The organism is Nocardioides salsibiostraticola, from assembly GCF_054783655.1.
The window spans coordinates 312,431-338,806 of the sequence record NZ_BAAGQD010000006.1 but is presented as its reverse complement, the minus strand read 5'-3'; the positions used below and the strand labels follow the sequence as shown (position 1 = coordinate 338,806).

24 protein-coding genes and 1 pseudogene are annotated in these 26,376 nt (G+C 67.6%); 11 read left to right on the top strand and 14 right to left on the bottom strand.

The annotated features are described in order from the left end of the window. Positions 1–180 (top strand): annotated as a pseudogene (locus ACYVLV_RS05800) (hypothetical protein); the annotation flags it as partial. Here ACYVLV_RS05800 and ACYVLV_RS05795 read toward each other — a convergent pair. Further along, positions 167–706, bottom strand: coding sequence for a hypothetical protein (locus tag ACYVLV_RS05795; protein WP_460808387.1), 540 nt, complete (start codon positions 704–706; stop codon positions 167–169). The pseudogene ACYVLV_RS05800 and the gene ACYVLV_RS05795 sit on opposite strands and share 14 nt — an antisense overlap. Before the next feature lie 38 nt (positions 707–744). Here ACYVLV_RS05795 and ACYVLV_RS05790 point away from each other — a divergent pair, with 38 nt between their 5' ends. Genes ACYVLV_RS05790 through ACYVLV_RS05780 form a run of 3 tightly spaced genes read left to right on the top strand, consistent with a single transcriptional unit; the run spans position 745 to position 3,379 of the window. Further along, positions 745–1,677, top strand: a complete 933-nt coding sequence (locus tag ACYVLV_RS05790) for an ABC transporter ATP-binding protein (RefSeq protein ID WP_460808385.1) — start codon at positions 745–747, stop codon at positions 1,675–1,677. Next, complete coding sequence (locus ACYVLV_RS05785) at positions 1,674–2,453, top strand: ABC transporter permease (RefSeq protein WP_460808384.1); 780 nt, start codon at positions 1,674–1,676, stop codon at positions 2,451–2,453. The genes ACYVLV_RS05790 and ACYVLV_RS05785 overlap by 4 nt, the downstream gene beginning before the upstream one ends. Next, positions 2,450–3,379, top strand: coding sequence for a COX15/CtaA family protein (locus tag ACYVLV_RS05780; RefSeq protein ID WP_460808382.1), 930 nt, complete (start codon positions 2,450–2,452; stop codon positions 3,377–3,379). Before ACYVLV_RS05785 ends, ACYVLV_RS05780 begins: the two co-directional genes overlap by 4 nt. On the opposite strand, the gene ACYVLV_RS05775 is transcribed toward ACYVLV_RS05780, so the two are convergent. After that, positions 3,282–4,226 carry a heme o synthase gene (locus ACYVLV_RS05775; protein WP_460808380.1) on the bottom strand — a complete coding sequence of 315 codons (945 nt, stop codon included), beginning with the start codon at positions 4,224–4,226 and terminating at the stop codon, positions 3,282–3,284. The two genes, ACYVLV_RS05780 and ACYVLV_RS05775, sit on opposite strands and share 98 nt — an antisense overlap. Positions 4,227–4,337: 111 nt before the next feature. Here ACYVLV_RS05775 and tkt point away from each other — a divergent pair, with 111 nt between their 5' ends. The 7 genes from tkt (at position 4,338) to ACYVLV_RS05740 (ending at position 13,448) form a co-directional block, all read left to right on the top strand. Then, on the top strand, positions 4,338–6,464 hold the full coding sequence (gene tkt / locus ACYVLV_RS05770) for a transketolase (protein ID WP_460808400.1): 2,127 nt from the start codon (positions 4,338–4,340) through the stop codon (positions 6,462–6,464). 47 nt (positions 6,465–6,511) lie between these two features. After that, positions 6,512–7,618: a transaldolase gene (gene tal / locus ACYVLV_RS05765; RefSeq protein WP_460808379.1), complete on the top strand. Its 1,107-nt coding sequence runs from the start codon at positions 6,512–6,514 to the stop codon at positions 7,616–7,618. Further along, positions 7,615–9,237: a glucose-6-phosphate isomerase gene (locus ACYVLV_RS05760; RefSeq protein WP_460808378.1), complete on the top strand. Its 1,623-nt coding sequence runs from the start codon at positions 7,615–7,617 to the stop codon at positions 9,235–9,237. Before tal ends, ACYVLV_RS05760 begins: the two co-directional genes overlap by 4 nt. After that, entirely contained in the window at positions 9,234–10,748 is a 1,515-nt protein-coding gene (zwf, locus tag ACYVLV_RS05755) for a glucose-6-phosphate dehydrogenase (RefSeq protein WP_460808377.1), read from the top strand. Before ACYVLV_RS05760 ends, zwf begins: the two co-directional genes overlap by 4 nt. Then, the gene (locus ACYVLV_RS05750; protein WP_460808376.1) at positions 10,745–11,647 is read left to right on the top strand and encodes a glucose-6-phosphate dehydrogenase assembly protein OpcA; all 903 of its coding nucleotides are present in this window, start codon (positions 10,745–10,747) and stop codon (positions 11,645–11,647) included. The genes zwf and ACYVLV_RS05750 overlap by 4 nt, the downstream gene beginning before the upstream one ends. Next, on the top strand, positions 11,644–12,372 hold the full coding sequence (gene pgl, locus ACYVLV_RS05745; RefSeq protein ID WP_460808374.1) for a 6-phosphogluconolactonase: 729 nt from the start codon (positions 11,644–11,646) through the stop codon (positions 12,370–12,372). The genes ACYVLV_RS05750 and pgl overlap by 4 nt, the downstream gene beginning before the upstream one ends. Positions 12,373–12,530: 158 nt before the next feature. After that, entirely contained in the window at positions 12,531–13,448 is a 918-nt protein-coding gene (locus tag ACYVLV_RS05740; RefSeq protein WP_460808372.1) for a type IV toxin-antitoxin system AbiEi family antitoxin domain-containing protein, read from the top strand. 118 nt (positions 13,449–13,566) lie between these two features. Here the strand turns inward: ACYVLV_RS05740 and ACYVLV_RS05735 are convergent, their stop codons facing one another. The 12 genes from ACYVLV_RS05735 to uvrA form a co-directional block, all read right to left on the bottom strand. Next, complete coding sequence (locus ACYVLV_RS05735; RefSeq protein WP_460808371.1) at positions 13,567–13,926, bottom strand: RNA polymerase-binding protein RbpA; 360 nt, start codon at positions 13,924–13,926, stop codon at positions 13,567–13,569. Between the two features lie 47 nt (positions 13,927–13,973). Next, on the bottom strand, positions 13,974–14,204 hold the full coding sequence (secG, locus tag ACYVLV_RS05730) for a preprotein translocase subunit SecG (protein WP_460808370.1): 231 nt from the start codon (positions 14,202–14,204) through the stop codon (positions 13,974–13,976). Between the two features lie 31 nt (positions 14,205–14,235). After that, positions 14,236–15,039, bottom strand: coding sequence for a triose-phosphate isomerase (gene tpiA, locus ACYVLV_RS05725; RefSeq protein WP_460808369.1), 804 nt, complete (start codon positions 15,037–15,039; stop codon positions 14,236–14,238). A gap of 3 nt (positions 15,040–15,042) precedes the next feature. Beyond that, entirely contained in the window at positions 15,043–16,242 is a 1,200-nt protein-coding gene (locus ACYVLV_RS05720; protein WP_460808368.1) for a phosphoglycerate kinase, read from the bottom strand. A gap of 4 nt (positions 16,243–16,246) precedes the next feature. Then, a complete protein-coding gene (gene gap / locus ACYVLV_RS05715) occupies positions 16,247–17,254 on the bottom strand; it encodes a type I glyceraldehyde-3-phosphate dehydrogenase (protein ID WP_460808367.1) in 1,008 nt (335 codons plus the stop codon). Positions 17,255–17,344: 90 nt separating this feature from the next. Then, positions 17,345–18,331 carry a DNA-binding protein WhiA gene (whiA, locus tag ACYVLV_RS05710; protein ID WP_460808366.1) on the bottom strand — a complete coding sequence of 329 codons (987 nt, stop codon included), beginning with the start codon at positions 18,329–18,331 and terminating at the stop codon, positions 17,345–17,347. A gap of 22 nt (positions 18,332–18,353) precedes the next feature. Then, positions 18,354–19,343, bottom strand: coding sequence for a gluconeogenesis factor YvcK family protein (locus ACYVLV_RS05705; protein ID WP_460808364.1), 990 nt, complete (start codon positions 19,341–19,343; stop codon positions 18,354–18,356). Then, positions 19,340–20,203 (bottom strand): RNase adapter RapZ, encoded by an 864-nt coding sequence (gene rapZ / locus ACYVLV_RS05700; RefSeq protein ID WP_460808362.1) that lies wholly within the window; start codon positions 20,201–20,203, stop codon positions 19,340–19,342. The genes ACYVLV_RS05705 and rapZ overlap by 4 nt, the downstream gene beginning before the upstream one ends. Further along, positions 20,200–22,212 carry an excinuclease ABC subunit UvrC gene (gene uvrC / locus ACYVLV_RS05695; protein WP_460808360.1) on the bottom strand — a complete coding sequence of 671 codons (2,013 nt, stop codon included), beginning with the start codon at positions 22,210–22,212 and terminating at the stop codon, positions 20,200–20,202. The genes rapZ and uvrC overlap by 4 nt, the downstream gene beginning before the upstream one ends. A gap of 29 nt (positions 22,213–22,241) precedes the next feature. Further along, a complete protein-coding gene (locus tag ACYVLV_RS05690) occupies positions 22,242–22,655 on the bottom strand; it encodes a Rieske (2Fe-2S) protein (RefSeq protein WP_460808358.1) in 414 nt (137 codons plus the stop codon). A 43-nt stretch (positions 22,656–22,698) separates the two neighbouring features. Next, positions 22,699–23,136, bottom strand: coding sequence for a Rieske (2Fe-2S) protein (locus ACYVLV_RS05685; protein ID WP_460808356.1), 438 nt, complete (start codon positions 23,134–23,136; stop codon positions 22,699–22,701). Between the two features lie 68 nt (positions 23,137–23,204). Then, positions 23,205–26,192 (bottom strand): excinuclease ABC subunit UvrA, encoded by a 2,988-nt coding sequence (uvrA, locus tag ACYVLV_RS05680; RefSeq protein ID WP_460808355.1) that lies wholly within the window; start codon positions 26,190–26,192, stop codon positions 23,205–23,207. Positions 26,193–26,376: the final 184 nt, after the last annotated feature.

The following is a 26,376-nucleotide window of genomic DNA, read 5'->3' as shown; positions in this document are numbered from 1 at the left end:
ACCGAACACCGAGCGAAAACCCACCTCAACTACCGCGCCACACCCCGCGCACCCGGCGAAACCCTCTGGCGAACACCCCACGGACTCACCCGCATCGTCGACCATCGGGGCACCCGAAAACTCGGACCAGCCGACAGCCCCCTCGAATTCGAACTCGCCGAGATGCTCAGCCGGCTGTAGGTCCGCTGACCCATGCGTTGCCGGCTGCCGCGAAGTCAGCCGCGAGAGTCCCGTGCACGTCCGCGCCGTACTGCGAGCCGTCGACGAAGTCGATGCCCAGGCGTGAGGTCACCAGCGCCTTCGAGTCATGGAAGCGCGCCACCTGATCAAAAGCGATCGACGTGGCCAGCGGACCCGGAGTCCCCCAGGGCCAGCACCGGATGACGGCCACCCGCTGATCGGTCAGGACCAGGTAGTTGGTCAAGGGCGGGATGGACTTCGCCTGGCCCCGTGCGGTCACCGACGCCAGCAGCGCGGCCGCCAAGAACCCGGCCAACGCACCCAGGAGACCCAGGGCGGTCGAGGGCAACAACCCGATCGACAGGAGCTGCCTCGACCCGATGAGGCTCCCCAGGAACGCAGCCAACGCGATCGTGTTGGTCCGCGCCGGATTGGCCACGGTCAGCGCCAGGATCTTCTCGTCGGCGGCGAAGTACTCCCCACGGCGCTGCTCGATGCGGTCCGTCATACGCGTCGGGGCAGCCATGAGTCGGAGGGTACGGGTGCACCGCCTAGAATCAGCACGTGCCCGACGAACCCGCTGTCCGCGTCGACGGGCTGCGTATGGCCTACGGCGACAAAGTCGCAGTCGACGGGCTCAGCCTCGAGGTCGACCGCCACACCATCACCGCCGTCCTCGGCCCCAACGGGGCCGGCAAGACCACCACGCTGGAGACCTGCGAGGGCTACCGCAAGCCCCAGCAGGGCACCGTCCGGGTCCTCGGACTCGACCCCATCCGGCAACGCCGCGACCTCCTCCCCCGGATCGGCGTCATGCTGCAGGCCGGCGGCGCCTGGAGCGGCGTACGCGCGACCGAGATGCTCGCCCACATCGCCAAACTCCACGCCCACCCTCTCAATGTCGACGACCTCTCCGAGCGCCTCGGACTGGGCGACTGCGGCAAGACCCCCTACCGGCGCCTCTCCGGCGGGCAACAACAGCGCCTCGGCCTCGCCATGGCCCTGGTCGGTCGCCCCGAGATCGTCTTCGTCGACGAACCGACCGCCGGGATGGACCCCGCGATCCGGCGTACGACGTGGGAGTTGCTCGAGGAGGTCAAGGAAGCCGGCGTCACCGTCGTGCTGACCACGCACTACATGGAGGAGGCCGAGCGCCTCGCCGACCAGATCCACATCATCGACCGCGGCCGCCTGGTCGCCTCCGGTACGCCGCTGGAACTCACGCGCGGGGGCTCGGTCTCCACGATCCGCCTCGTCGTGACCAAACCCTTCCCCGTCGGTGCCCCCGAATCCCTCAAGGCAGCCCTCGGCCCCGACACCCAGGTCCGCCAGCTCGACTCCCTGAGCCTGCTGGTCACCGGCCCCGCCGACGCCTCCACCCTGTCCAAGGTCTCCCGTTGGTGCGACGAGCAGGGCGTTGTCCCCGAGTCCCTCTCCCTGGGCCAACGCAACCTCGAGGATGTCTTCCTCGCCCTCACCGGTCAGGAACTCACGTGAGTACCCACCCCTCCCCCAGCATCTTCACCCCGGCCCCCGGAGCCGCCCCGCTCCACCGCCAGGTCCTCGCCCAGGCCGGCATGGAAGCCCGTCTCATGGTGCGCAACGGCGAACAACTCCTCCTCGCCGTGGTCATCCCCGTGATCGTCCTGATCGGTGGCGTCGCCGGCGCCGACCGGGTGGGCATCGCCCTCGACGGCCCCGCGGTCGACACCATCGCCCCCGGCGTCCTGGCCCTGGCGATCATGTCCACTGCGTTCACCTCCCTGGCCATCGCCACCGGGTTCGAGCGCCGGTACGGCGTCATCAAGCGCCTCGGCTCCTCCCCGCTGTCCCGCTCCGGTCTCCTGATCGGCAAGGTCCTCGCCCTGCTGCTCATCGAGGTCGCCCAGGTCGTGGTGATCGGCCTGGTCGCCCTGATCCTCGGCTGGAACCCCGACCCCAACATCCTCGGCTTCCTCGCCGCCCTCGTCCTCGGCACCGCCGCCTTCGCCTCCCTCGGCCTGGCTCTCGCCGGTTCCCTGCGCGCCGAAGCCACCCTGGCCGCGGCCAACCTCGTCTACCTCCTGCTCCTGGCCGGTGGCGCCGTGGTCCTGCCCCTCAGTGCGTACGGCGGCCTCGGTGACGTCCTGCAGTGGCTCCCGTCCGCGGCCCTCGGCGACGCCATGCGGCACGCCCTGATCGACAGCCAGATCGCTGGCCGCGATCTGCTCGTCCTCGCCGGCTGGGCGGTTGCCGGCACCCTTCTCACGGCAAGGACCTTCAAGTGGGAGTGAATCTCGCACCCTGGGTGCGCCAACTCGGCTGGGCCAGCCTGGTCGCCAACATCGGCATCGTGGTCACCGGCGGCGCCGTACGCCTCACCGGCTCCGGCCTCGGATGCCCCACCTGGCCCCGCTGCACCGACGACGCCTTCACCCCACGCGGTGAACTCGGCTTCCACAACGCCATCGAGTTCGGCAACCGGATGCTGACCTTCGTCCTGGTCGCCGTGGCCATCGCCACCTTCATCTCCGCCGTCCAGACCCGCCGCCGCGACCTGCGCCGCCTGTCCGTCCTGATGGCCCTCGGTATCCCCGCCCAGGCCCTCATCGGCGGCATCACCGTGCTCACCGACCTCAACCCCTGGATCGTCAGCGGACACCTGCTGGTGTCGATGGCCATCGTGGGGGTCGCCGTACTGTTCCTGCGCCGCTTGGACCACCCGGCCACGACCGCAAACCGGGGAGCCGCGCTCTCGCTGGCCTGGGGGACGTTCGCCGCCGGCTGGGTCGTGCTCTACCTCGGCACCGTCGTCACCGGCTCGGGCCCCCACGCCGGGGATGCGGAGTCGCCCCGTAACGGCCTCGACCCGCTGCAGATGAGCCAACTCCACACCGACGCGGTGTTCCTCTTCGTCGGCCTGACCATCGGTCTCCTGGCCGCCGCACCGCACGCCCGCCGCGCCGTACTCGTCCTGCTCGGCGTCGAGCTCGGGCAGGGCACCATCGGCTTCGTGCAGTACTTCACCGACCTGCCCGAGATCCTCGTCGGGTTCCACATGCTCGGCGCCGCCCTCACCTCCGCGGCCCTCACGTGGGCCCTGCTGGAGGTGCGCGAGTCGGTCAGATCTTCAGCAACGGATCCAACGCCACCGCAACGAACAGCAGCGACAGATAGAGATTCGAGGAGTGGAACAACCGCATCGGCTGGATCACGCTGAGGTCCTCGGTCCCCTTGGACCGGGCCCACAGTTTGTGGGCCTCCACCAGGAACACCGCGCCTAGAACGGCCGCGACGACCGGGTAGAGCAACCCTGTGTCGGCCACCGGCCACAGCAGCAGCGAGACGAAAACCATGACCCAGCTGTAGGCCACGATCTGACGCCCGACCTCCTCGGCGGACTTCACCACCGGCAGCATCGGGACGTCTACGTTGGCGTAGTCCTCGCGGTAGCGAAGGGCCAATGCCCAGGTGTGCGGGGGCGTCCAGAAGAACACCACGGCGAACAGGATGATCGGGATCCACGACAACTCGTTGGTCACCGCGGTCCAACCGATCAGGGCCGGGAAACATCCTGCGATCCCACCCCACACGATGTTCTGCGTGGTCCGACGCTTCAACAGCATCGTGTAGACGAAAACGTAGAAGGCGTTGGCCACCAACGCCAACCCGGCCGACAGCACGTTGACGAAGACCAACAACACCACCGTGGACAGCACCGCGAGAGCGGTCGCGAAGACCAGTGCAGCCCGGGTGGTCACGATGTGGCGCGGAAGCGCCCGACGGCGCGTACGCCGCATCTGCTCGTCGATGTCCTGGTCGTAGACGCAGTTATAGGCCGAGGCCGACCCCGCGGAGAAGGCTCCACCCACCACGGTGGCCACCACCAGACCAAGATCCGGGACGCCCCGGGCGGCGAAGAACATCACCGGCACCGTGGTCAGCAGTAGGAGTTCGATCACACGCGGCTTGGTCAGCCCCACGTACGCCGAAACGACGTCACGCAGGGAAGACTCTGGGGCCCCGGACGGTTCGAGCGCAGGGCTCGTTTCGTCTACATGGGTCACGGGTACCTCAATGTCTAAGCGGCTCTGGACTGGCACTTATGAGTCTAGCCGTCCACCTGAGTAGTCTCGTGATCGCCCGTAAGCACTGAGAGGAATCGCGTGACTTCTGAAATGAACCAGCCCGAAGGGCTGGAGTGGACCGACCTGGACGACAAGGCCGTGGACACCGCCCGCACTCTGGCGATGGATGCCGTGCAGAAGGTCGGCAACGGCCACCCCGGCACCGCCATGAGCCTCGCCCCGGCGGCGTACCTGCTGTTCCAGAAGGTCATGCGGCACAACCCCGCCGACCCGAACTGGACCGCCCGCGACCGTTTCGTCCTCTCCTGTGGACACTCCTCCATCACGCTCTACAACCAGCTCTTCCTCGGCGGATGGGGTCTCGAGCTCGACGACCTCAAGGCGCTGCGCACCTGGGACAGCAAGACCCCCGGTCACCCCGAGTACCACCACACCGCCGGTGTCGAGACCACCACCGGTCCCCTGGGTCAGGGCATCGCCAACGCGGTCGGCATGGCCATGGGCGCCCGCCGCCAACGCGGCATGCTCGACCCCGAGGCCCCGGCCGGAGAGTCGCTCTTCGACCACAACATCTTCGTCATCGCCAGCGACGGCGACCTCCAGGAGGGCGTCAGTTCCGAGGCCTCCTCGATCGCGGGCACCCAGCAGCTGGGCAACCTGACGGTGATCTACGACGCCAACAAGATCTCCATCGAGGACGACACCGACATCGCCTTCACCGAGGACGTCGCTGCCCGCTACGAGGCCTACGGCTGGCACGTGCAGACCGTCGACTGGACCCACGGCATGCGCGGTGAGGACGACAGCTACCGCGAGGACGTCCCCGCCCTGTGGGACGCCATCCAGGCGGCCAAGGCCGTCACCGACCGACCCAGCTTCATCAAGCTCGAGACGATCATCGCCTGGCCCGCCCCCACCGCCCAGGGCACCGGCGCCTCCCACGGCTCCGCGCTCGGCGAGGAGGAGGTCGCGGCCACCAAGAAGATCCTCGGCTTCGACCCCGACAAGAACTTCGAGGTCGCCGACGACGTCCTGGCCCACACCCGCGGCCTCCTCGAGCGCGGCGCCGCAGCCAGCGCCGCCTGGAACGAGCAGTACTCCGCATGGTCCGAGGCGAACCCCCGTCGCACCATGCTGCTGCGCCGGATCAACGACCGCGACCTGCCCAGCGGCTGGGACGCCGACCTGCCGTCGTACGACGCCGACCCGAAGGGTGTCGCCACCCGCAAGGCCTCCGGCGCCGTCATCAACGCCTTGGCCGAGAAGCTCCCCGAGTTGTGGGGCGGCTCCGCGGACCTGGCCGGCTCGAACAACACGACCATCGAGAAGGCCGCGTCCTTCGTCCCCGAGATTCGGTCCACGGACAGCTGGACCGGTGACCCGTACGCCGGTCGCGTGCTGCACTTCGGCATCCGCGAGCACGCCATGGGCGCGATCATGAACGGCATCGCCCTGCACTGGAACACCCGTGTGTTTGGTGGGACGTTCCTCACGTTCTCCGACTACATGCGCGGCGCCGTACGCCTCGCTGCCCTGATGCAGCTGCCGGTCACCTACGTCTGGACCCACGACTCCATCGGGCTCGGCGAGGACGGCCCCACCCACCAGCCGGTGGAGCACCTCGCCGCCCTGCGCGCGATCCCCGGCCTGGACATCGTCCGTCCCGCGGACGCCAACGAGACCGCCGCGGTCTGGCGCACCATCATCGCCAACAACTCCGGTCCCACCGGTCTGGCGCTGACCCGCCAGAACGTCCCCACCTTCCCGCGCGGGTACGTCGACGGCCAGAGCTGGGGCAACGCCTCCGACGCCGAGCGTGGCGGCTACGTCCTGCTCGACACCGTCGGCCGCCCCGATGTGATCCTGGTCGGCACCGGCTCCGAGGTGCAACTGGCCGTCGAGGCCCGCGACACCCTCGGCGAGCAGGGCATCAACGCCCGCGTGGTGTCCATGCCGTGTCGTGAGTGGTTCGACGCCCAGAGCGCCGACTACCGCGCCTCCGTCCTGGCCCCCGACGTACGCGCTCGGGTCAGCGTCGAGGCCGGCGTGGCCCAGGGCTGGCGCGAGATCGTCGGCGACCACGGACGCATCGTGTCCCTGGACCACTTCGGTGGTTCGGCGGACTACGAGACGCTCTACACCGAGTTCGGCATCACCACCGAAGCGGTCGTCGCGGCCGCTCAGGCCAGCCTGGAATCGGTCAAGGCCGGCAACTGAACCAGCCCCAAGCACTCCCCATCAACGATCACTCGAGAGGACGACCAATGAACGAACGCCTCAAGAAACTGGCCCAAGCAGGGGTGTCGATCTGGCTCGACGACCTGTCCCGCGAACGCATCGAAACCGGCAACCTCGCCGACGTGATGCAGGAGAAGTCGGTGGTCGGCGTTACGACCAACCCGACGATCTTCGCGGGTGCCATCGCTGATGGGGAGCGCTACGACGACCAGGTCAAGAGCCTGGTCGCCGAGGGTGCCACCACCGACCGCGTCATCTTCGAGCTCACCACCGAGGACGTCCGCAACGCCTGCGACATCCTGGCCCCGGCCTTCCACTCCTCCCCCGCCGACGGCCGGGTCTCCATCGAGGTGGAACCCGATCTGGCCCACGACACCGAGGCCACCATCGCCTCGGCCCAGAAGCTGTGGCAGGCCGTGGACCGCCCCAACGTCCTGATCAAGATCCCCGCCACCCAGGCCGGACTGGCCGCCATCACCGCGGCGATCTCCCAGGGCATCAGCGTCAACGTCACCCTGATCTTCGGCGTGGACCGCTACCGCGAGGTCATGGACGCCTACCTGACTGGTCTGGAGTCTGCTCGGGACAACGGTCTAGACCTCGGTTCCATCGCCTCCGTCGCGTCCTTCTTCGTGTCCCGCGTCGACGGCGAGGTCGATCAGCGCCTCGAGGACCTCGGCACCGACGACGCCAAGGCCCTGATGGGCAAGGCCGCCCTGGCCAACGCCCGGATCGCCTACGGTGCCTTCCTCGAGGTCCTCGACAGCGACCGCTGGAAGACCCTGGAGAAGTCGGGAGCCCAGGCCCAACGCCCGTTGTGGGCCTCCACCGGGGTGAAGAACCCGGACTACCCCGACACCCTCTACGTCAGCGAACTGGTCGTCGCCGACACCGTGAACACCATGCCCGAGAAGACGATGGACGCGTTCGGAGACCACGGCGAGGTGACCGGCGATGAGGTCACCGGGACCGCCGCGGACGCCCAGAAGGTGATGGATAAGTTGGGCGAGGTGGGGATAGACTTCGCTGACGTGCTCCGGGTCCTCGAAGAGGAAGGCGTCTCCAAGTTCATGAAGTCATGGGACGAACTCGTCGAAACGGTGGAAACCCAGATGGAACAGGCTGCCTCATGACCTCGTCGTACCGCGTGGAACTTCGACACGGTGATGGGTACGACGCCATCCTGCAAGAACTCAACGACGATCGAGTCGCCAGCAGGATCGCTGCTCAGGACCCGACCCTGTGGGGGCCCGAAGCCGAGGAAGAGGCCGGCAAGCGGCTTTCCTGGGTGCAGTCCCCCGCCGCGTCGCGTGACCTGGTCTCCGATATCGAGACCCTGCGCGCGGAGTTCGCCGAGAAAGGACTGACCCACGTCGTCCTGTGCGGCATGGGCGGATCCTCGTTGGGCCCCGAGGTAATCTGTGCCGGGCTCGGCATGGAGTTGACCGTCGTCGACTCCTCCCAACCCGACTTCGTCCGGGGAGCCCTGGAGGATCGTCTCGACGCCGCCGTCGTGGTGGTCTCCAGCAAGTCCGGCGGAACCGTCGAGACCGACAGCCAACGACGCGCCTTCGAGAAGGCCTTCACCGATGCTGGCATCGACCCCGCCGAGCGCATCGTCGTGGTCACCGACCCGGGCTCACCGCTCGAATCGTCTGCCCGCGAAGCCGGCTACCGGGTCTTCCTCTCCGACCCCGAGGTCGGCGGACGTTTCTCCGCGCTGACCGCATTCGGGCTGGTCCCCAGCGGCCTCGCCGGCGTCGACATCGCCCAGATCCTGCTCGACGCCGAAGCCATGCGCTCGGAGGTCGAGGAGGACTCGACCGACAACCCGGCCCTGCGCCTCGGCGCCCTGATGGGGGCAGCCCACCGGGCCGGCGTCGACAAGCTGGTGATCGCCCCGCACGAGAACGCTCAGTTCTTCAGCTTCGGCGACTGGGTCGAGCAGTTGGTGGCGGAATCCACCGGCAAGGACGGGCTCGGGATCCTGCCGGTCGTCGTACCCTCCACCGAGGACCCGAACGTCGCCGCCGGTAGCCCCGACTCCGTGCAGGTCGTCTTCGGTGCCGATCCCTCCGCGTCGAAGCCGCCCGAGACCGCGCCCAGCGGATGGTCGGCGGTCCTCGGCGGTGACCTGGGTGGACAGATCCTCCTCTGGGAGTACGCCACCGCCATCGCCGGCCGAGTGATGGGCATCAATCCGTTCGACCAACCCGACGTCGAAAGCGCCAAGTCAGCGGCCCGCGACATGCTCGACGGTGGCGGCACCTCTCCGGAGGCCCTCTTCACCGACGGTTCGTTCACGGTCTACGCCAACGACGGGTGGCTCCCCGCCGGCACCGACTCGGTCGACGCCGCGATCAGCGCCCTGCTGGACCAGACCGACGCCGGACACGGCTACGTCTCCGTCCAGGCCTACCTCGATCGCCACCGCCACACCGACCTGATCGACGTACGCGACAGCCTGGCCGAGCGGGTCGAGCGACCCGTGACGTTCGGGTGGGGGCCGCGCTTCCTCCACTCGACCGGGCAGTACCACAAGGGTGGCCCGACCACCGGGGTCTACGTGCAGATCACCGCGGCACCGGTCGCCGATCTGGCCGTCCCGGATCGTCCGTTCACCTTCGACGAGTTCCTCACCGCGCAAGCGGTCGGCGACGGCCGGGTGCTGGCCGATCGTGGTCGCCCCGTCCTGCGTCTCCACCTGAGCAGCATCGACGAGATCCACCAGGTGTTCGAGCTCTTGTCATGAATCCGCTGCGGGACGAGCAGGACCGGCGGCTGCCCCGCATCGCCGGGCCCTGCGGGATGGTCCTCTTCGGGGTCACCGGTGACCTGTCGCGCAAGAAGATCATGCCGGCCATCTACGACCTGGCCAACCGGGGGCTGCTGCCTCCCGGGTTCAGCCTGACCGGCTTCGCGCGTCGTGACTGGGCACAACAGGACTTCGCCCAGATCGTGCACGACTCGGTCAAGCAGTACGCCCGCACCGAGTTCCGCGAGGAGGTGTGGAGCCAACTGGCCGAGGGGTTCCGCTTCGTCTCGGGAACCTTCGACGACGACGCCGCCTTCGGAGAGCTCCGGCGGACCATCGAGGAGCTGGACCAGGTCCGAGGGACCGACGGCAACCACGCCTTCTACTTCGCCATCCCGCCCAGCTACTTCGGTGACGTCGCAGGACAGCTCAAGGAGCATGGGCTGACCGAGGGTCCCGAGGGCACCTGGCGTCGCGTGGTCGTGGAGAAGCCCTTCGGCCACGACCTGGAGTCGGCCCGCGAACTGAACGGGATCCTCGACGACGTCTTCGTCCCGGGTTCGATCTTCCGGATCGACCACTACCTCGGCAAGGAGACGGTCCAGAACATCCTGGCCATGCGATTCGCCAACACCATGTTCGAGCCGTTGTGGAACGCCAACTACGTCGACCACGTGCAGATCACCATGGCCGAGGACATCGGCATCGGCGGGCGCGCCGGCTACTACGACGGCATCGGCGCCGCCCGCGACGTCATCCAGAACCACCTGCTCCAACTCATGTCGCTGGTGGCGATGGAGGAGCCCACCGCCTTCGACGCCCAGAGCCTTCGGATCGAGAAGCAGAAGGTCCTGGCCAGTGTCCGCCTCCCGAAACGGCTTGATCTCACCACCTCCCGCGGCCAGTACGACGCGGGGTGGGCCGGCGGGCGCAAGGTCCTGGGTTTCGTCGAGGAGGAGGGCATCAAGCGCACCTCGACCACCGAGACGTACGCCGCGATCACCCTGGAGATCGAGAACCGCCGCTGGGCCGGCGTACCGTTCTATCTGCGCACCGGCAAGCGTCTGGGACGTCGGGTCACCGAGGTCGCGGTCACGTTCAAACGCTCGGCTCACCAGCCGTTCTCGGCCAACTCCACCGAGGACCTGACGCAGAACGCACTGGTGATCCGAATCCAACCCGACGAGGGGCTGACCATGCGGTTCGGCTCCAAGGTCCCCGGCACCCAGATGGAGATCCGGGACGTCAACATGGACTTCGCCTACGGTGGCACGTTCACCGAGTCCTCGCCGGAGGCCTACGAACGGCTGATCCTCGACGTACTGCTCGGCGATCCCCCGCTGTTCCCGCGTCACGAGGAAGTCGAGCTCTCCTGGAAGATCCTTGACCCGATCCTGGATCACTGGGAGCGCAAGGGGAAGCCGGAGAAGTACGGCCCTGGGACGTGGGGGCCAACGGGAGCCGATGCGATGCTGGCCCGTTCGGGCCGGGCGTGGAAGCGACCATGATCGAGCTGACCGACACCGACGCCTCGGAGATCGCCGCCGAGTTCGTCCGGTCGCGCACCCGCGCGGGCAGCCCCGCAATGGGCATGGTGATGACCCTGGTGATCGTGGTCTCCGAGGGCGCCGCTCAGGAGTCGATGCGGATCGCCCGGAAGGCCACCCACGAACACCCCGCCCGACTGATCGGTGTGGTGCTCGGCAGCAGTCGCGGGCAGTCCGTGGTCAACGCCCAGGTCGGCGGAGGCCAGGGATCGGGCGGGGAGAACGCCGTCGTCCGGTTGTCCGGCGAGGTGGCCGAGCACGCCGAATCGGTCGTGCTTCCGTTGCTGCTGCCCGACTCCCCCGTCGCAATCTGGTGGCCCCACGAACCACCCAGGGATCCTGCGAACGATCCGTTGGGGGCCCTGGCCCGGCGCCGGATCACCGACGCCGCCGAGGTCACCAAGGGCAAGACGAAGGCGTTGTCGGTCCAGTGCGCGTCGTACGTCGCTGGCAACACCGACCTGGCCTGGACCCGACTGACCCCGTGGCGCGCCCTCCTCGCCGCTGCGCTGGACCAGCACCCGCTGAAGGTGATCGGAGCCTCGGTCACCGCCGAACGGGTCAGCCCGAGCGCGGACCTCCTCGGCGCCTGGCTGGGTGACCGGCTGAAGGTCAAGGTGGAACGCCACGGCTCGGCCGGGCCCGGGATCACGGAGGTGGTGATGCACACGGCCGAGGGCGATATCCGGATCGCGCGCAGCGACGGCCGTTTGGCCACCTTCAGCTCACCGAATCGGCCGGACAGGCCCATTGCCCTCAAGCGTCGCACCCGCCCCGCGCTCCTGGCTGAGGAGTTGCGTCGCCTGGACGAGGACGACGTGTACGCCGCCACCATTCGCGCTCTCGGAAGGAAACGATGACCAACCCCGCACACCGGGTCGAGGTGCACCGCGACCCGGAAACCCTGGCCACCTCGGTGGCCGGTGAACTTCTGTCCCGCATCGCCCAGATCCAGGGGACCGGTCGGGACCCCCACATCGCGCTGACCGGCGGCACCATCGCTCGGGCGATCCACACCGAGGTCGCGCGGCTCTCGCCGGGCTCCGGCGTCGACTGGTCGCGAGTGGTGATCTGGTGGGGTGACGAACGGTTCGTCGAGGCGGGTTCGCACGACCGCAACGAGACCCAGGCCGGGGCCGACCTTCTCGACGTGGTCGGGGCGACCCAGGTCCACCCCATGCCCGACACCGTGTCGTCCGTCGACGTCGACGCCGGGGCTGCGGCGTACTCCGACGAGTTGCGGAGCCGGGGTGATGAACCGTTCGACATCGTCATGCTCGGCGTGGGCCCCGACGGCCATGTCGCCTCCCTCTTCCCGGACTACCTGGCGCTCGAGGTGTCCGACCGGATCGCGGTCGGCGTCACCGACTCCCCCAAACCACCCCCGGAGCGGATCAGCCTGACCTTCCCGACCCTCAACCGGGCCACCGCCGTGTGGTTCCTGGTCAGCGGCGAGGAGAAGGCCGAGGCCGTCGAGGCCGCGCTGGCTCTCGAGGGTGAGGTCATCGACACTCCAGCCCGAGGCGTCGAGGGCCTGTCCGAAACCACCTGGTTCCTCGACAAGCCTGCTGCCTCCCTCCTCTGACCGCGAGTCGGCGCTAATTGACGCTGAAAACGGCCTGACTCGGCGCTAGTTTGAAAAGACGCGCCGACTCGGCAACCCCTTATCCACAAGCGGGCCCTTATCCACAGGTGGCGGTTCGGGCGGTGGCGTGAGCATCGTTCGCGGGTGATGCTCGCGAGATGACGATCTCGGAATTCTACGAACAACAACCCTTCCTCGATGACTCTTCCTGCTTGCCTCTCGATGGACCTTTCACCCGGCTGCAGGCCCGCGCCGAAGGGGTCCCGGATGCTCGGCTTCGCCGACTGGTGGATCGGGGACTGCTCCGCAGGCCGATCCGAGGTGTGTACGTCGCCAGTCAGGTCAGGGACTCCCCCGAACTGCGTGCCCGCTGCCTCGGCCTGGTCGTGCCCAGCGACTACGTCGTGTGCGACCGACATGCGGGATGGTTACTCGGCGCCAACATGATCCTCGCTCCCGGCGAGCATCTCGATCTGCGACCGATCTCGGTCTTCCGGCCCTCCGGACACGGCAGACTGCGCAACGACCTGTGTGACAGCGGCGAGCGGAACCTGATCGCCAGCGACATCGTCGAGGTGCACGGCCTGCCTGTCACTTCTCCCCTCAGGACGGCGTGCGACCTGGGGCGCGTCCGCAGTCGTGACCAAGCGATCTCCGGCTTGGACTCCATGCTGGCGCTAGGGATCTTCTCGTCCTCGGAACTGGTTTGGAGCGTCGAGCGCTTCAAGGGCATGCGGTGGATAACCCGCCTGCGCGAGTTGGCTCCGATCGCCGACGGTCGGTCCGGCTCGCCGGGCGAGTCGGTCCTCCGGTTGCGCTGGATCGACTGTGGGCTGCCGTGGCCGCAACTCCAGATCGAGGTGTGGCAGGACGGCGTACTCATCGCGGTTCTGGATCTGGGGCACGAGGAGCTGCGCTACGCCGCGGAGTACGACGGCGAGCAGTGGCACTCATCCCCCGAGCAGGTTCGGCACGACACCGAGCGCCGCTCGTTGGTCGCCGACGACGGCTGGCTCCTTGACGTTTCCGACGAGACCACGTCTACGGCCAACGCCGTACCGTCGATGAGACCTTGAAGAACGGGATAGCCGAGTCCCGTCGCCGCTTTTCCCAACCGACGAACGGCCGAGTCGTCGCTAGTTGAAAAAGACGCGCCGACTCAGGCCCGAAACGGCGTCAACTTGCGCCGACTCGTCAGAAGATGATGTCGCCGGACTTACGACGACGACGCAGGAGCTGTAGGGCCTCGTCCAGGATGACCTGGGCCTCCTTGTCGGAGCGGCGCTCCTTCACGTAGGCGAGGTGCGTCTTGTACGGCTCGATCTTGGGAGCCGGCGGCGGGTTGTCCGAGTCCATCGAGGCGGGCAGACCACACTTGGGACAGTCCCAGGCCTCGGGGGCAGTCGCCTCGACGGCGAACGTGATCACCGAGCGGTGCTCGTGGGAGCAGAAGTAGGTGACCGCCTGACGCGGCGCGGCATCACCCCGTTCGGCCTCGCCCATGGGTCCGGCACCGACCCGACTTCCGCGAATGGCGCTTCCTCCACCAGCCATATCAAACGGTCCTTTCGTTGGTGCTCACGGGGGGATTTCTCACAAGATCAGTAGGCAAGAAGCAGGCCCAAGGCGATAACGCAGGCGAACCAGATCACGCCAACACCGATGGTGAAGCGGTCCAGGTTGCGCTCGGCGACCGAGGAACCCCCGAGAGAGCTGGAAACACCGCCACCGAACATGTCTGACATGCCACCGCCGCGCCCCTTGTGTAGGAGCACGAGCAGAATCATGATCAGGCTCGAGGCGATCAACAGGATGGTGAAGAGAGTGTCCACGAAGAGGAATCCTACGTCAGAGGGGTGATTACTACAGGACCGGCATGTCGTAGAAGCGGCAGATGCCGCCGAACTCGTCCACCTGCAGGCTCGCTCCGCCCACCAGTGCGCCGTCTACGTCGTTCTGCGCCATGATGCCGGCGACGTTGGAGGCCTTCACCGATCCGCCGTAGAGGATCCGCAGACCCTCCGCGGCAGCGTCGCCGTGGGTCTCCCGGATCTGCGCCCGGATGGCCTGGGTGACCTCTTGAGCGTCCTCGGGCGTGGCCACCTCACCGGTACCGATGGCCCAAACCGGTTCGTAGGCCACCACGAGGCCGGCGATCTCCTCGGCGGTGAAGCCGACCAGCGAACCGTCCACCTGCGAGGTGCAGTGCGGGACGTGTCCCCCGGCCTGACGGATCTCGAGGCCCTCACCGACACACACGATGGGGGTCATGCCAGCGGCCAGGGCTTTGCGGGCCTTCTGGTTGACGATCTCGTCGGTCTCGGAGTGGTGCTCGCGACGCTCCGAGTGCCCGACCACGACGTACGAGCAGCCGAGCTTGGCGAGCATGCCCGCCGAGACCTCCCCGGTGAACGCGCCGCTGTCCTGAGTCGAGACGTCCTGGGCGGCGTACTTCACCGACAGGCGATCACCGTCGACCAGGGTCTGCACCGAACGCAGGTCCGTGAACGGTGGGCAGACCACGACCTCGACCTGCGAGAAGTCGTGTCGCTTGTCGGACAGCGTCCACGCCAACTTCTGCACGAACACGACGGCTTCGGCGTGGTTGAGGTTCATCTTCCAGTTGCCCGCCATCAGCGGCGTGCGGCCTTGCTTCTTCGTTGCCATGGTTCAGTCCTCCAAGACCGATATGCCGGGCAGTTCCTTGCCCTCGAGGTATTCCAGACTTGCTCCACCACCGGTGGAGATATGACCGAACTGATCGTCTTCGAACCCCAGGGCGCGTACGGCGGCCGCGGAGTCGCCACCACCGACCACCGACATGCCTGGGATCTGGGTGAGCGCCTGCGCGACGGCTCGGGTCCCCTCGGCGAACGCCTCGACCTCGAACACGCCCATGGGCCCGTTCCAGAAGACGGTGTTCGCGTCGGCCAGCGCCGCGGCGAAGGCCGCCGCGGACTCGGGCCCGATGTCGAGACCCAGTGCGTCAGAGGGGATCTCGGAGGCAGCGACGACCCGTGGTTGCGGGGTCCGGTCCCCCGAGGGGAACACGGTGTCGACCACGATGTCGGTCGGCAGCACGAGTTCGACCCCGGACTGCTCGGCCCGGGTGAGGTACTCCCGGCACACGTCGAGCTGGTCGTCCTCCAGCAGGCTGGCGCCCACCTCGTGACCCTGAGCCTTGAGGAAGGTGAACACCATGCCCCCGCCGATCAGCAGACGGTCGGCCTTGCCCAGCAGGTTGTCGATGACTCCGAGTTTGTCGGACACCTTGGACCCACCGAGCACCACGACGTACGGCCGCTCGGGGGTCTCGGTGAGGCGACGCAGGACCTCGATCTCCGCAGCCACCAACGCCCCCTTGGTGTGGGGCAGGCGCTGAGCCAGGTCGTAGACGCTGGCCTGCTTGCGGTGCACGACCCCGAACCCGTCCGAGACGAACGCATCGCCCAGGCTGGCCAACTCGTCGGCGAAGGCTCCACGAACCGACTCGTCCTTACTGGTCTCGCCCTCGTTGAAGCGGACGTTCTCCAGGACGACGATGTCACCGTCGCCCAGGGCGTCCACCGCGGCGCGTGCGGCGGGACCCACGGTGTCCGCGGCGAAGCCGACCCCACGGTCGAGCACCTCGCCCAGGCGGCGAGCCACCGGGGCCAGGGAGTACGCCGGATCCGGTGCACCCTTCGGACGGCCCAGGTGAGCCATCACGATGACACGTGCCCCGGCCCCGGCCAACGCCGAGATGGTGGGAGCGCTGGCCTTGATGCGGCCGTCATCGGTGATGGTCTGCCCGTCGAGGGGGACGTTCAGATCTGATCGGACCAGGATTCGTCGACCGGCGACCTCGCCGAGGCCGGGGTAGTCACCCATCAGGTCAGAGGGTTTTGCTGATGTGCGTGATGAGGTCCGCGAGGCGGTTGGAGTAACCCCATTCGTTGTCGTACCAACCCACGACCTTGACCTGGTTGCCCAGGACCTTGGTCAGCGGTGCGTCGAAGATGCACGACGCGGGGTCGGTCACGATGTCCGAGGAGACGATGGGCGCCTCGGAGTAGCGCAGGTAGCGGCCGTCGGCGGCGGCCTTGACCACCGCGTTGACCTCTTCGACGGTCGTCTCGCGACCGGCCTCGAAGGTGAGGTCGGTGGCCGAGCCGGTCGGGGTCGGGACGCGCAGGGCGTAACCATCGAGCTTGCCCTTGAGCTCAGGCATGACCAGACCGATCGCCTTGGCGGCACCGGTGGAGGTCGGGACGATGTTGATCGCCGCCGCGCGGGCCCGGCGCAGGTCCGAGTGGATGTTGTCCTGCAGGTTCTGGTCGGCGGTGTAGGCGTGGATCGTGGTCATCAGACCCTTCACCAGACCGAACTCCTCGTGAAGTGCCTTGGCCATCGGCGCCAGGCAGTTCGTGGTGCAGGAGGCGTTGGAGATGACGTGGTGCTGCGAACCGTCGTAGAGGTCATGGTTGACCCCCATCACGACGGTGAGGTCCTCGTTCTTCGCGGGCGCGGAGATGATGACCTTCTTGGCGCCGGCGTCGATGTGGGCCTTGGCCTTGGTGGCGTCGGTGAAGAAGCCGGTCGACTCCACGACGATGTCGACGTCGAGGTCGCCCCAGGCCAGGTTGGCCGGGTCGCGCTCGGCGAAGGCGCGGATGTGCTGGTCGCCCACCACGATCGCGTCGTCGGTGGAACTCACCTCGGCGTCGAGACGACCCAGGATCGAGTCGTACTTCAACAAGTGAGCCAGAACGGCGTTGTCGGTGAGGTCATTGACCCCCACGATCTCGATGTCGGCCTCGCCCTGCTGTTGCAGGACGCGGACGGCCCGGAAGAAGTTGCGGCCGATACGGCCAAATCCGTTGATACCTACACGAACGGTCACTGGGGTGCTCCTGCTGATCGATGACGAAGGATGGGTTGACCATATCCCTGAAGAGCGCGAACAGACCACTGGTGCATACCGTTCAGATTCTCAGTGGTCCTCGGCGAGCATGTCCGGGGTAAGCGAGGACTCGGTGTCCGGCACACCCAGATCCTCCGCGCGTTTGTCCGCCATCGCGAGCAGGCGACGGATGCGACCGGCGATCGCATCCTTGGTCAGCACCGGGTCGTGCAGTTGCCCGAGCTCCTCCAAGGAGGCCTGCTTGTGCTCGAGACGCAGGGTCCCGGCCAGCTTCAGGTGGTCGGGGATCTCGTCGCCCAGAATCTCCATCGCCCGGTCGACCCGGGCCCCGGCTGCCACGGCCGCTCGGGCCGATCGGCGCAGGTTGGCGTCGTCGAAGTTGGCCAGCCGGTTCGCGGTGGCCCGGACCTCGCGGCGCATGCGTCGTTCCTCCCACGCCATCAACGCCTCGTGGGCACCGAGTCGGGTCAGGAGTTGACCGATCGCGTCACCGTCGCGGATGACCACGCGTTCGACGCCACGCACCTCGCGGGCCTTGCTCTGGATGCCCAGACGTCGGGCCACCCCGACCAGGGCGAGTGCCGCCTCGGAGCCGGGGCAGGTGACTTCGAGTGAGGAGGATCGGCCGGGCTCGGTCAGCGAACCGTGGGCCAAGAAGGCTCCGCGCCACGCGGCCACCGCGTCACACGCGCCGCCGGAGACCACGGCGGGCGGTAGTCCCCGCACCGGCCGTCCCCGTTGGTCGACCAGACCGGTCTGACGGGCCAGCGCCTCGCCGTCCTTGGTGACCCGGACGATGTAGCGGCTGCCCTTGCGGATGCCGTTGCCCTGCACCATCACCACATCGGACTGGTGTCCGTAGATCTCCGCGATGTCGGTGCGCAGTCGTCTTGCGGCCGCGCCGGTGTCGAGCTCGGCTTCGACCACGATGTGTCCGCTGACGATGTGCAGGCCACCCGCGAATCGCAGCATGGTGGCGACTTCGGCCTTGCGGCAGCACGCCTTGGTGATCGAGATGCTCGACAGCTCTGCCTTCACTTGTGCTGTCATCGCCATGATGCTGATCCTGCCACGTGCGTCAACGAACCACGCTGTCGGTGAGGTCTTCGTCGAAGAGCCGGGCGAAGGCACCCGCGAGCCGGACCGGATCGTGGCGCGCGGTCCCGTCCTCCATGGCGAGGTCGTCGAGGATCAGGTGGTCGGCGTACCCGGCCACCATCTCGCGCAGGTCGCCGAGATCGGCGCCCACATGGCCCCGGTCGGCGAGTACGGCGTGCACCTTCAGGTCGGGGGCGTGCTCGGCCAGCGCGGCGAGGTGGTCGGCAGGACCGAATCCGCCCGTCTCGCCGATCTGCTCGGAGAGGTTGAGTACGACGATGACCCGTGCGTCGGTCTGGACGATCGCTTCGCGCAGGGCAGGCACCAGGAGGTGCGGGATCACCGAGGTGAACCAGGAGCCCGGACCGAGGACCACCCAGTCCGCGCCGCGGATGGCTGAGACGGCATCGGAACTGACCACCGGGTCCGGCGGGTCCAGGCTGATCTCGACGATCTGACCGTCGGTGATCGCGACCTCGACCTGCCCGCGGACCCAGGACAGCTCCAGCGGGTTGCCTCCCGCGCCGCGCACCTTGGCCGAGATGTCCATCGGCTCCAGCGCCATCGGCAACACCCGCCCCTTGGCACCGAGCAGCCGACCCACCCGGTCCAGGGCGTCGACATGGTCGCCGAGCAGTTCCCACAACCCCACGATCAGCAGGTTGCCCACCACGTGGCCGTTCATGTCACCGTCACCCGCGAACCGGTGCTGCAGCACCCTGGCCCAGGTATCACCCCAGTCATCGTCCCCACACAGGGCGGCCAGCGCCATCCGCAGATCGCCGGGCGGAAGGACCCCGAACTCACCCCGGAGGCGCCCCGAGGAACCTCCGTTGTCCGCGACGGTGACGATCGCGGTGAGCTCGTCGACCGTGAGGTCGTCCACCAAAAGCCGCAGCCCCGACAGCGTCGCCGACAGTCCGTGTCCACCGCCCAGGGCCACCACGGCCTGAGCCCGCTGTTGCTTCATTCGCGTCCCAGATCACGGTGGGCCGCCTTGGCGTCGAAGCCCTGCTCGACCAAGCGTCGGGTGATCTCCTCGGTCATCGCGACGCTGCGGTGCTTGCCGCCGGTGCAGCCGATGGCGACGCGCATGAAGCGCTTGCCCTCACGCAGGTAGCCGTCGGCGACCCCCGTCAGCACTGGGAGGTAGCCGTCCAGGAAGGACTCCGCACCGGGCCGGGAGCGGACATAGTCGGCGACCCGTTCGTCGCGACCGTTGAACTCACGCAGCTCGGGGATCCAAAAGGGGTTGGGCAGGAACCGCATGTCCACCATGAAGTCGGCGTCGACCGGGATGCCGTACTTGAAACCGAAACTGATCACGGTGACCTTCAGAGCCGTGGAGGTCGGGGTGCCGAAGGCCTCGGTGATCCGGTCCGTGAGTTGGTGCACGTTCAGTGCGCTGGTGTCGATGAGCAGGTCGGCGTCCCCGAGCAGATCGGCCAGGACCACGCGCTCGCGTTGAAGTCCGTCCAACAGTCGGCCATCACCCTGGAGAGGGTGCGGTCGACGGGCCGCCTCCTGGCGGCGTACGAGGACCTCGTCGGCCGCGTCGAGGAAGAGCAACGTGACCTCGCGGTCGGTGGCCCCCTTGGCGAGTTGCTCGTTCAGGGTGCCGAAGAAGGAACTGGAACGAACGTCGATGACGACCGCCATCGGCAGATCCTTGCCGAGCGCATCGTCGACCATCCGCACCGTCTCGGGCAGCAACCCCGGAGGCAGGTTGTCGATGACGTAGAAGCCGAGGTCCTCCAACTCCTTGGCGGCCGTGCTGCGCCCGGCGCCCGTCATCCCGGTGACAATGACCAAGGGTCCACTCTCACTCATGATTCCTCTATCTCCCCGGTCGCGGTGTTGATGCTGACAGTCTTGCGGGTTGTGGCGGCCTTGGCGACCGCTTCGCTGATCGCGGTTGCCGTGCGCGGTCCGATCCCGGGCACCTCCGCGATCTGCTCCACCGTGGCGCCTCGGAGTTTCTTCAACGAACCGAAGTGCTTGATCAGGGTCCTGCGCCGCACCTCCCCCAGTCCGGGGACGTCGTCCAGGACGCTCTCGACCATCGTCTTGGATCGCCGGGACCGGTGGTGGGTGATCGCGAAGCGATGAGCCTCGTCGCGGATGCGCTGCAGGAGGTAGAGACCCTCGGAGGAGCGGGCCAGGATCACCGGATCCTCCTCCTGCGGCACCCAGACCTCTTCGAGACGCTTGGCCAGACCGCAGACCGGGATGTCGTCGATGCCGAGTTCGCGGAGCGCGGCGGCGGCCGCCGCCACCTGGGGCGCGCCACCGTCGACCACCACGAGACCCGGGGCGTAGGCGAACTTGCGGGGCCGTCCGGTCTCGGGGTCCACGAGCATGGGTCCGCTCTCGGTGGCGATCTCCTGGCTGCGAGCCTGTTCGTCGAGGAGCCGTCGGAACCGTCGGGTGATCACCTGATGCATGTGGGCCACGTCGTTCTGACCCACATGGGGACCCTCCTGCTGCTCGTCGCCCTTGATGACGAAGCGGCGGTACTCGCTCTTGCGGGCCAATCCGTCCTCGAAGACGACCATCGAGGCGACGACCTCGGTGCCCTGGAGATTCGACACGTCGTAGCACTCGATGCGCAGCGGGATCTCGTCCAGTTCGAGGGCCTGTTGGATCTCCTCCAGCGCCTGGTTGCGGGTGGTCAGGTCGCTGGCCCGTTTGGTCTTGTGCAACACCAACGCCTGTGCGGCGTTGCGGGCGACGGTCTCCTGCAGGGTCTTCTTGTCTCCCCGCTGCGGAACCCGGATCTCGACGCGGCTGCCCCGCAGGTCGCTCAGGAGCGCCTCGAAGGTTTCGACGTCGGTCGGCAGCGTCGGGACGAGGATCTCCCGCGGGATGGTGTCCGGGTCGCCGGCGTAGAGTTGCAGGAGGAAGTTCTCGACGAGCACGTCGGGTCCACCCTCCTCGACCCGATCGGCGACCCAACCCCGCTGACCGCGGATCCGGCCCCCGCGGACGTAGAAGATCTGGACGGCGACCTCGAGCGGGTCCTCGGCGATCGCGATGATGTCGACGTCGGCACCGTCGCCCAGGACGACGGCCTGCTTCTCCAGGGCCTTCTCCAAGGCACCGAGGTCATCACGTAGACGAGCAGCCTTCTCGAAGTCGAGGGCGTCGGAGGCGGCGTACATCTCCTTCTCGATGCGACGGGTGAACGGTCGGGTCTGGCCACCCATGAAGGCGCAGAAGTCGTCGACGATCTCTCGATGCTCCTCCGCGCTGACCTCCCCCACGCACGGCGCGCTGCACTTGCCGATGTAGCCCAGCAGACAGGCGCGCCCGATCTGCCGTGACCGGGTGAAGACCCCGTTGCTGCACGAACGCATGGGAAACACCCGGAGCAGCACGTCGACGGTTTCCCGGATCGCCCAGGCGTGGCTGTAGGGACCGAAGTAACGGGTGCCCTTGCGTTTGGCCCCCCGGCCCACCATCACTCGGGGGAACTCGTCTCCGATCGTCACCGCCAGCCAGGGGTAGGACTTGTCGTCGCGGTACTTGACGTTGAAGCGCGGGTCGAACTCCTTGATCCAGGAGTACTCCAGCTGGAGGGCCTCGACCTCGGTGTTGACCACCGTCCACTCGACACTGGCCGCGGTGGTCACCATCGAGGCGGTCCGCTGATGCAGGTTGCCGATGTCCTGGAAGTACGACGACAACCGGGACCGCAGGTTCTTCGCCTTGCCGACGTAGATCACCCGGCCGCGGGGGTCACGGAACCGGTAGACGCCCGGTTGGGTCGGGATGGACCCCGGCTCCGGGCGGTAACTCAGGGGGCCCCGCGCTGAGCGAGGTGGTCGGGCAACAGGCACCTGCGCAGCCTACGAGGGGGCGCCGACGGTCATGCGGACAGGATCTGGTCGCCGTCGACGGTGATGGCGATCTCCGCCAAGGCATCGTTCGCCGGGCCCTTAAGGACCGCGCCGGTCGCCGCATCGAAACGACTCCCGTGGAAGTCGCACTCGATCGTCGAGTCGTTGACCCCGGTCACGGTGTTGCCCGAGTGCGTGCACACGGCGGTGAAGGCTTTGAATTCCCCCTCGATGGCCTGGGTGAGCACGATCTTCTGGTCCGACAAGATGACGCCGCCGCCCACGGGCACCTCACTGGTGGACGCCAACGACGTCCCGGCCGAGGGAGCAGGCGCGCTCTCCCCGCCTCCCCCGCAGCCGGCCAGGGCAGCGGCGACGCCCAGCGCGCCGAGTCCCTGGAAGACGATGCGACGGGAGGTCAGCGGATTGATGGGGTGGGTCATGGGCGCTCCGGGTTGGTCGGATGGGTGGGTGGGACGAACGGACTCAGACGAGCAGGATGTCGTCGCCCTCGATGCGTAGATCGCGAGGGGCCAGGGCGACGTTGGCGGGTCCCGACACGGGCTCCCCACTCTCGAGGGAGTACTTCGCCCCGTGACAGAAGCAGTCGATGGTCTCAGTGACCTCCCGCACGATGCAGCCCTGATGCGTGCAGATCGCCGAGAACCCCCGAAAGTCGCCCTTGGTGGGTTGGGTGACCACGATCTCGGTCTCGCCCAGGATGACTCCCCCGCCGATCGGCACATCCCCCACGGTGGTCAGCGCGCCGCCCTCGACCGGGGCGTCCGGGGTGTCCTGGGTGTCCTGGGTGTCCCCGGACGGAGCCGGGTCCTCTCCGGCACACGCGGCCAACGCGGGCAGGCCGACACCGACGCCGGCCGCTGCGCCTAAGGCGCGCCGTCGACTCAACGGTTGAGCGGTCACCGGTGGACTCCTCTGGTCGTGAGGTACTCGAGATTCGAGCCTACGGGGGCACCGGTCGGCTCGGGTGCCTACGTCTTCGCCGTCTTCTTCGCCGGGCGCTTCTTCGCGGGCTTCTTGACGGGCTTCGGCGCGGCCTTCAGCGGTGAGAACCGTCCGACAGGGGCCTCGGCCGCGGGCCGCATCCGGGTCGGCTGCTTGGCCTCGCGTCCCTTCAGCAGTGGGGCCAGGAACTGACCGGTGAAGCTGTCGGGGTGTGCGGCAACCGTTTCGGGAGTCCCCTCGGCGACCACCAGGCCACCGCGCGAACCGCCCTCGGGCCCCATGTCGACCAGCCAGTCCGCGGTCTTGATGACGTCGAGGTTGTGCTCGATCACCAGGACGCTGTTGCCCTGGTCGACCAAACGCCCCAGGACCAGCAGCAACTTGCGGATGTCCTCGAAGTGCAGGCCGGTGGTGGGCTCGTCGAGCACGTAGACCGTGCGTCCCGTCGACCGCTTCTGGAGTTCCGCAGAGAGCTTGACGCGCTGCGCCTCCCCACCGGAGAGGGTCGTGGCCGGCTGACCGAGGCGCACGTAGCCCAGCCCGACCTCGACCAGGGTCTTCATGTGGCGCGCGATCGCGGGCACGGCGGCGAAGAAGTCGACGGCCTCCTCGATCGGCATGTCGAGGACCTCGGCGATGGTCTTGCCCTTGTAGTGGACCTCGAGCGTCTCGCGGTTGTAGCGGGCCCCGTGACAGACCTCGCACGGCACGTAGACGTCCGGCAGGAAGTTCATCTCGATCTTCAGCGTCCCGTCACCCGAGCACGCCTCGCAGCGGCCGCCCTTGACGTTGAAGGAGAACCGGCCCTGGAGGTAACCCCGCATCTTGGCCTCGGGGGTGGCCGCGAAGAGTTTGCGGACGTGGTCGAAGACGCCGGTGTACGTCGCGGGGTTCGAGCGCGGCGTACGACCGATCGGGGACTGGTCGACGTGAATGACCTTGTCGACGTGCTCCAGGCCGGTGATCTTCTGGTGCCGTCCGGGGACCACTCGGGAGCGGTAGAGCTGCTTGGCCAGGGAGGTGTAGAGGATGTCGTTGACCAGGGTCGACTTGCCGGACCCGGACACCCCGGTGACTGCGACGAACAGGCCGAGGGGGAAGGACACGTCGACGTTGTCCAGGTTGTGTTCCCGGGCGCCGTGGACGGTGAGCTCCCGACCCTTGGTGCGGGGGCGCCGGCTCTCGGGAACCGGGATCTCCCGGCGACCGGAGAGGTACTGGCCGGTCAGGGAGTCGGGGTGATCGAGCAGTCCTTGGACCGACCCCGAGTGGACCACCTGGCCGCCGTGCTCGCCGGCGCCGGGTCCGATGTCGACCACCCAGTCGGCCTGACGGATGGTGTCCTCGTCGTGCTCGACGACGATCAGGGTGTTGCCCAGATCCTTGAGCCGCACCAGGGTCTCGATCAGTCGGTGGTTGTCGCGCTGGTGCAGCCCGATCGACGGCTCGTCGAGGACGTAGAGGACCCCCACGAGGCCGGCACCGATCTGGGTGGCCAAGCGGATGCGTTGCGCCTCACCACCGGACAACGACCCCGAGGGCCGGTTCAGCGAGAGGTAGTCGAGGCCGACGTCGAGCAGGAAGTTGAGCCGCTCCTGGATCTCCTTGAGGACGCGTTCACCGATCTGCTTCTCACGATCGGTCAGCTCCAGGTTGTTCAGGAAGTCGGCCGTTTCGTTGATCGGCATCGCGCAGACCTCGGCGATGTTTTTGCCACCGATCAGCACGGCCATGGAGACCGGCTTCAACCGGCTTCCCCGGCAGGCGGGGCAGGGGACCTGACGCATGAAGCCTTCGAAACGATCCCGGCTGGTGTCCGACTCGGCCTCGCGGTGGCGGCGTTCGACGTAGCGGCGGACCCCTTCGAACTGGGCGTCGTAGGCGCGTTCGCGGCCGTAGCGGTTGCGGGTGACCACGTGGACCTTGGTGCTGTGACCGTCCAGCAGGGACCGTTGGGCGGCCGGAGTGATGTTCTCCCAGGGGGTGTTGAGGTCGAAGCCCAGTTCCTCTCCGAGGGCGGACATCAACTTCAGGAAGTAGTCGGCCACGTGAGCCTGGCTCCACGGCTGGATCGCCCCCTCCCCCAGCGTCGCCGTCTGATCGGGAACCACCAGTTCGGGGTCGACCTCCATCCGGGTGCCCAGGCCGCTACAGACCGTGCACGCACCGAAGGGTGAGTTGAAGGAGAACGAGCGTGGTTCCAGCTCGTCGGTGTCGATGGAGTGCTCGTTGGGACAGGCCATCTTCTCGCTGAACCGCAGTTCGCGATCCCGGTCCTTGGCCGGCAGATCGACAAAGTCGAAGAGGACCAGGCCCCCAGCCAGGTTGAGCGCCGTCTCCACCGAGTCGGTCAGCCGCCGCTTCGCGGACTCCTTGACGGCCAGCCGATCCACCACCACCTCGATGGTGTGCTTCTTCTGCTTGTCGAGCTTCTCCCCGTCGAGGATCGCGTCGAGGGTGTTGGTCTCCCCATCGACCCGGGCACGGCTGAAGCCCTGGGTCTGGAGCTGACGGAAGAGCTCGACGTACTCGCCCTTGCGTCCGCGGATGACCGGGGCGAGCACCTGGAAACGGGTGCCCTCCTCGAAGGCCATCATCTTGTCGACGATCTGCTGAGGGGTCTGCCGTTCGATGGGTGCCCCGCAGGTCGGGCAGTGCGGCCGGCCGGCGCGGGCGTAGAGCAGCCGGAGGTAGTCGTAGACCTCGGTGATGGTGCCGACGGTCGATCGAGGGTTCTTCGACGTCGACTTCTGGTCGATCGACACCGCTGGGGAGAGACCTTCGATGAAATCGACGTCCGGCTTGTCCATCTGCCCGAGGAACTGTCGGGCGTAGGCGGAGAGTGACTCGACGTAGCGGCGTTGACCCTCGGCGAAGATCGTGTCGAAGGCCAGCGAGGACTTCCCGGAACCCGACAGCCCGGTGAACACGATCAGCGAGTCCCGCGGCAGATCGATGGAGACGTCCTTGAGGTTGTGCTCCCGAGCCCCTCGGACGATGAGTTCTTCGATCACGACAATTCCTACTATCCCTCGTTCGGTCCTGATTCGCTCGATGCTGGTTCTTGCGGCCACATTCGAACATGTGTTCCCCATGCTAACCCTTGACAAGATCCGAGGGGCGGGGGGACGCGCGCAGCCACCAGTGTGTCAGGGGGCCGGTGATCGGGACTTCCCGGACCATATGCGCAGCGCTTGA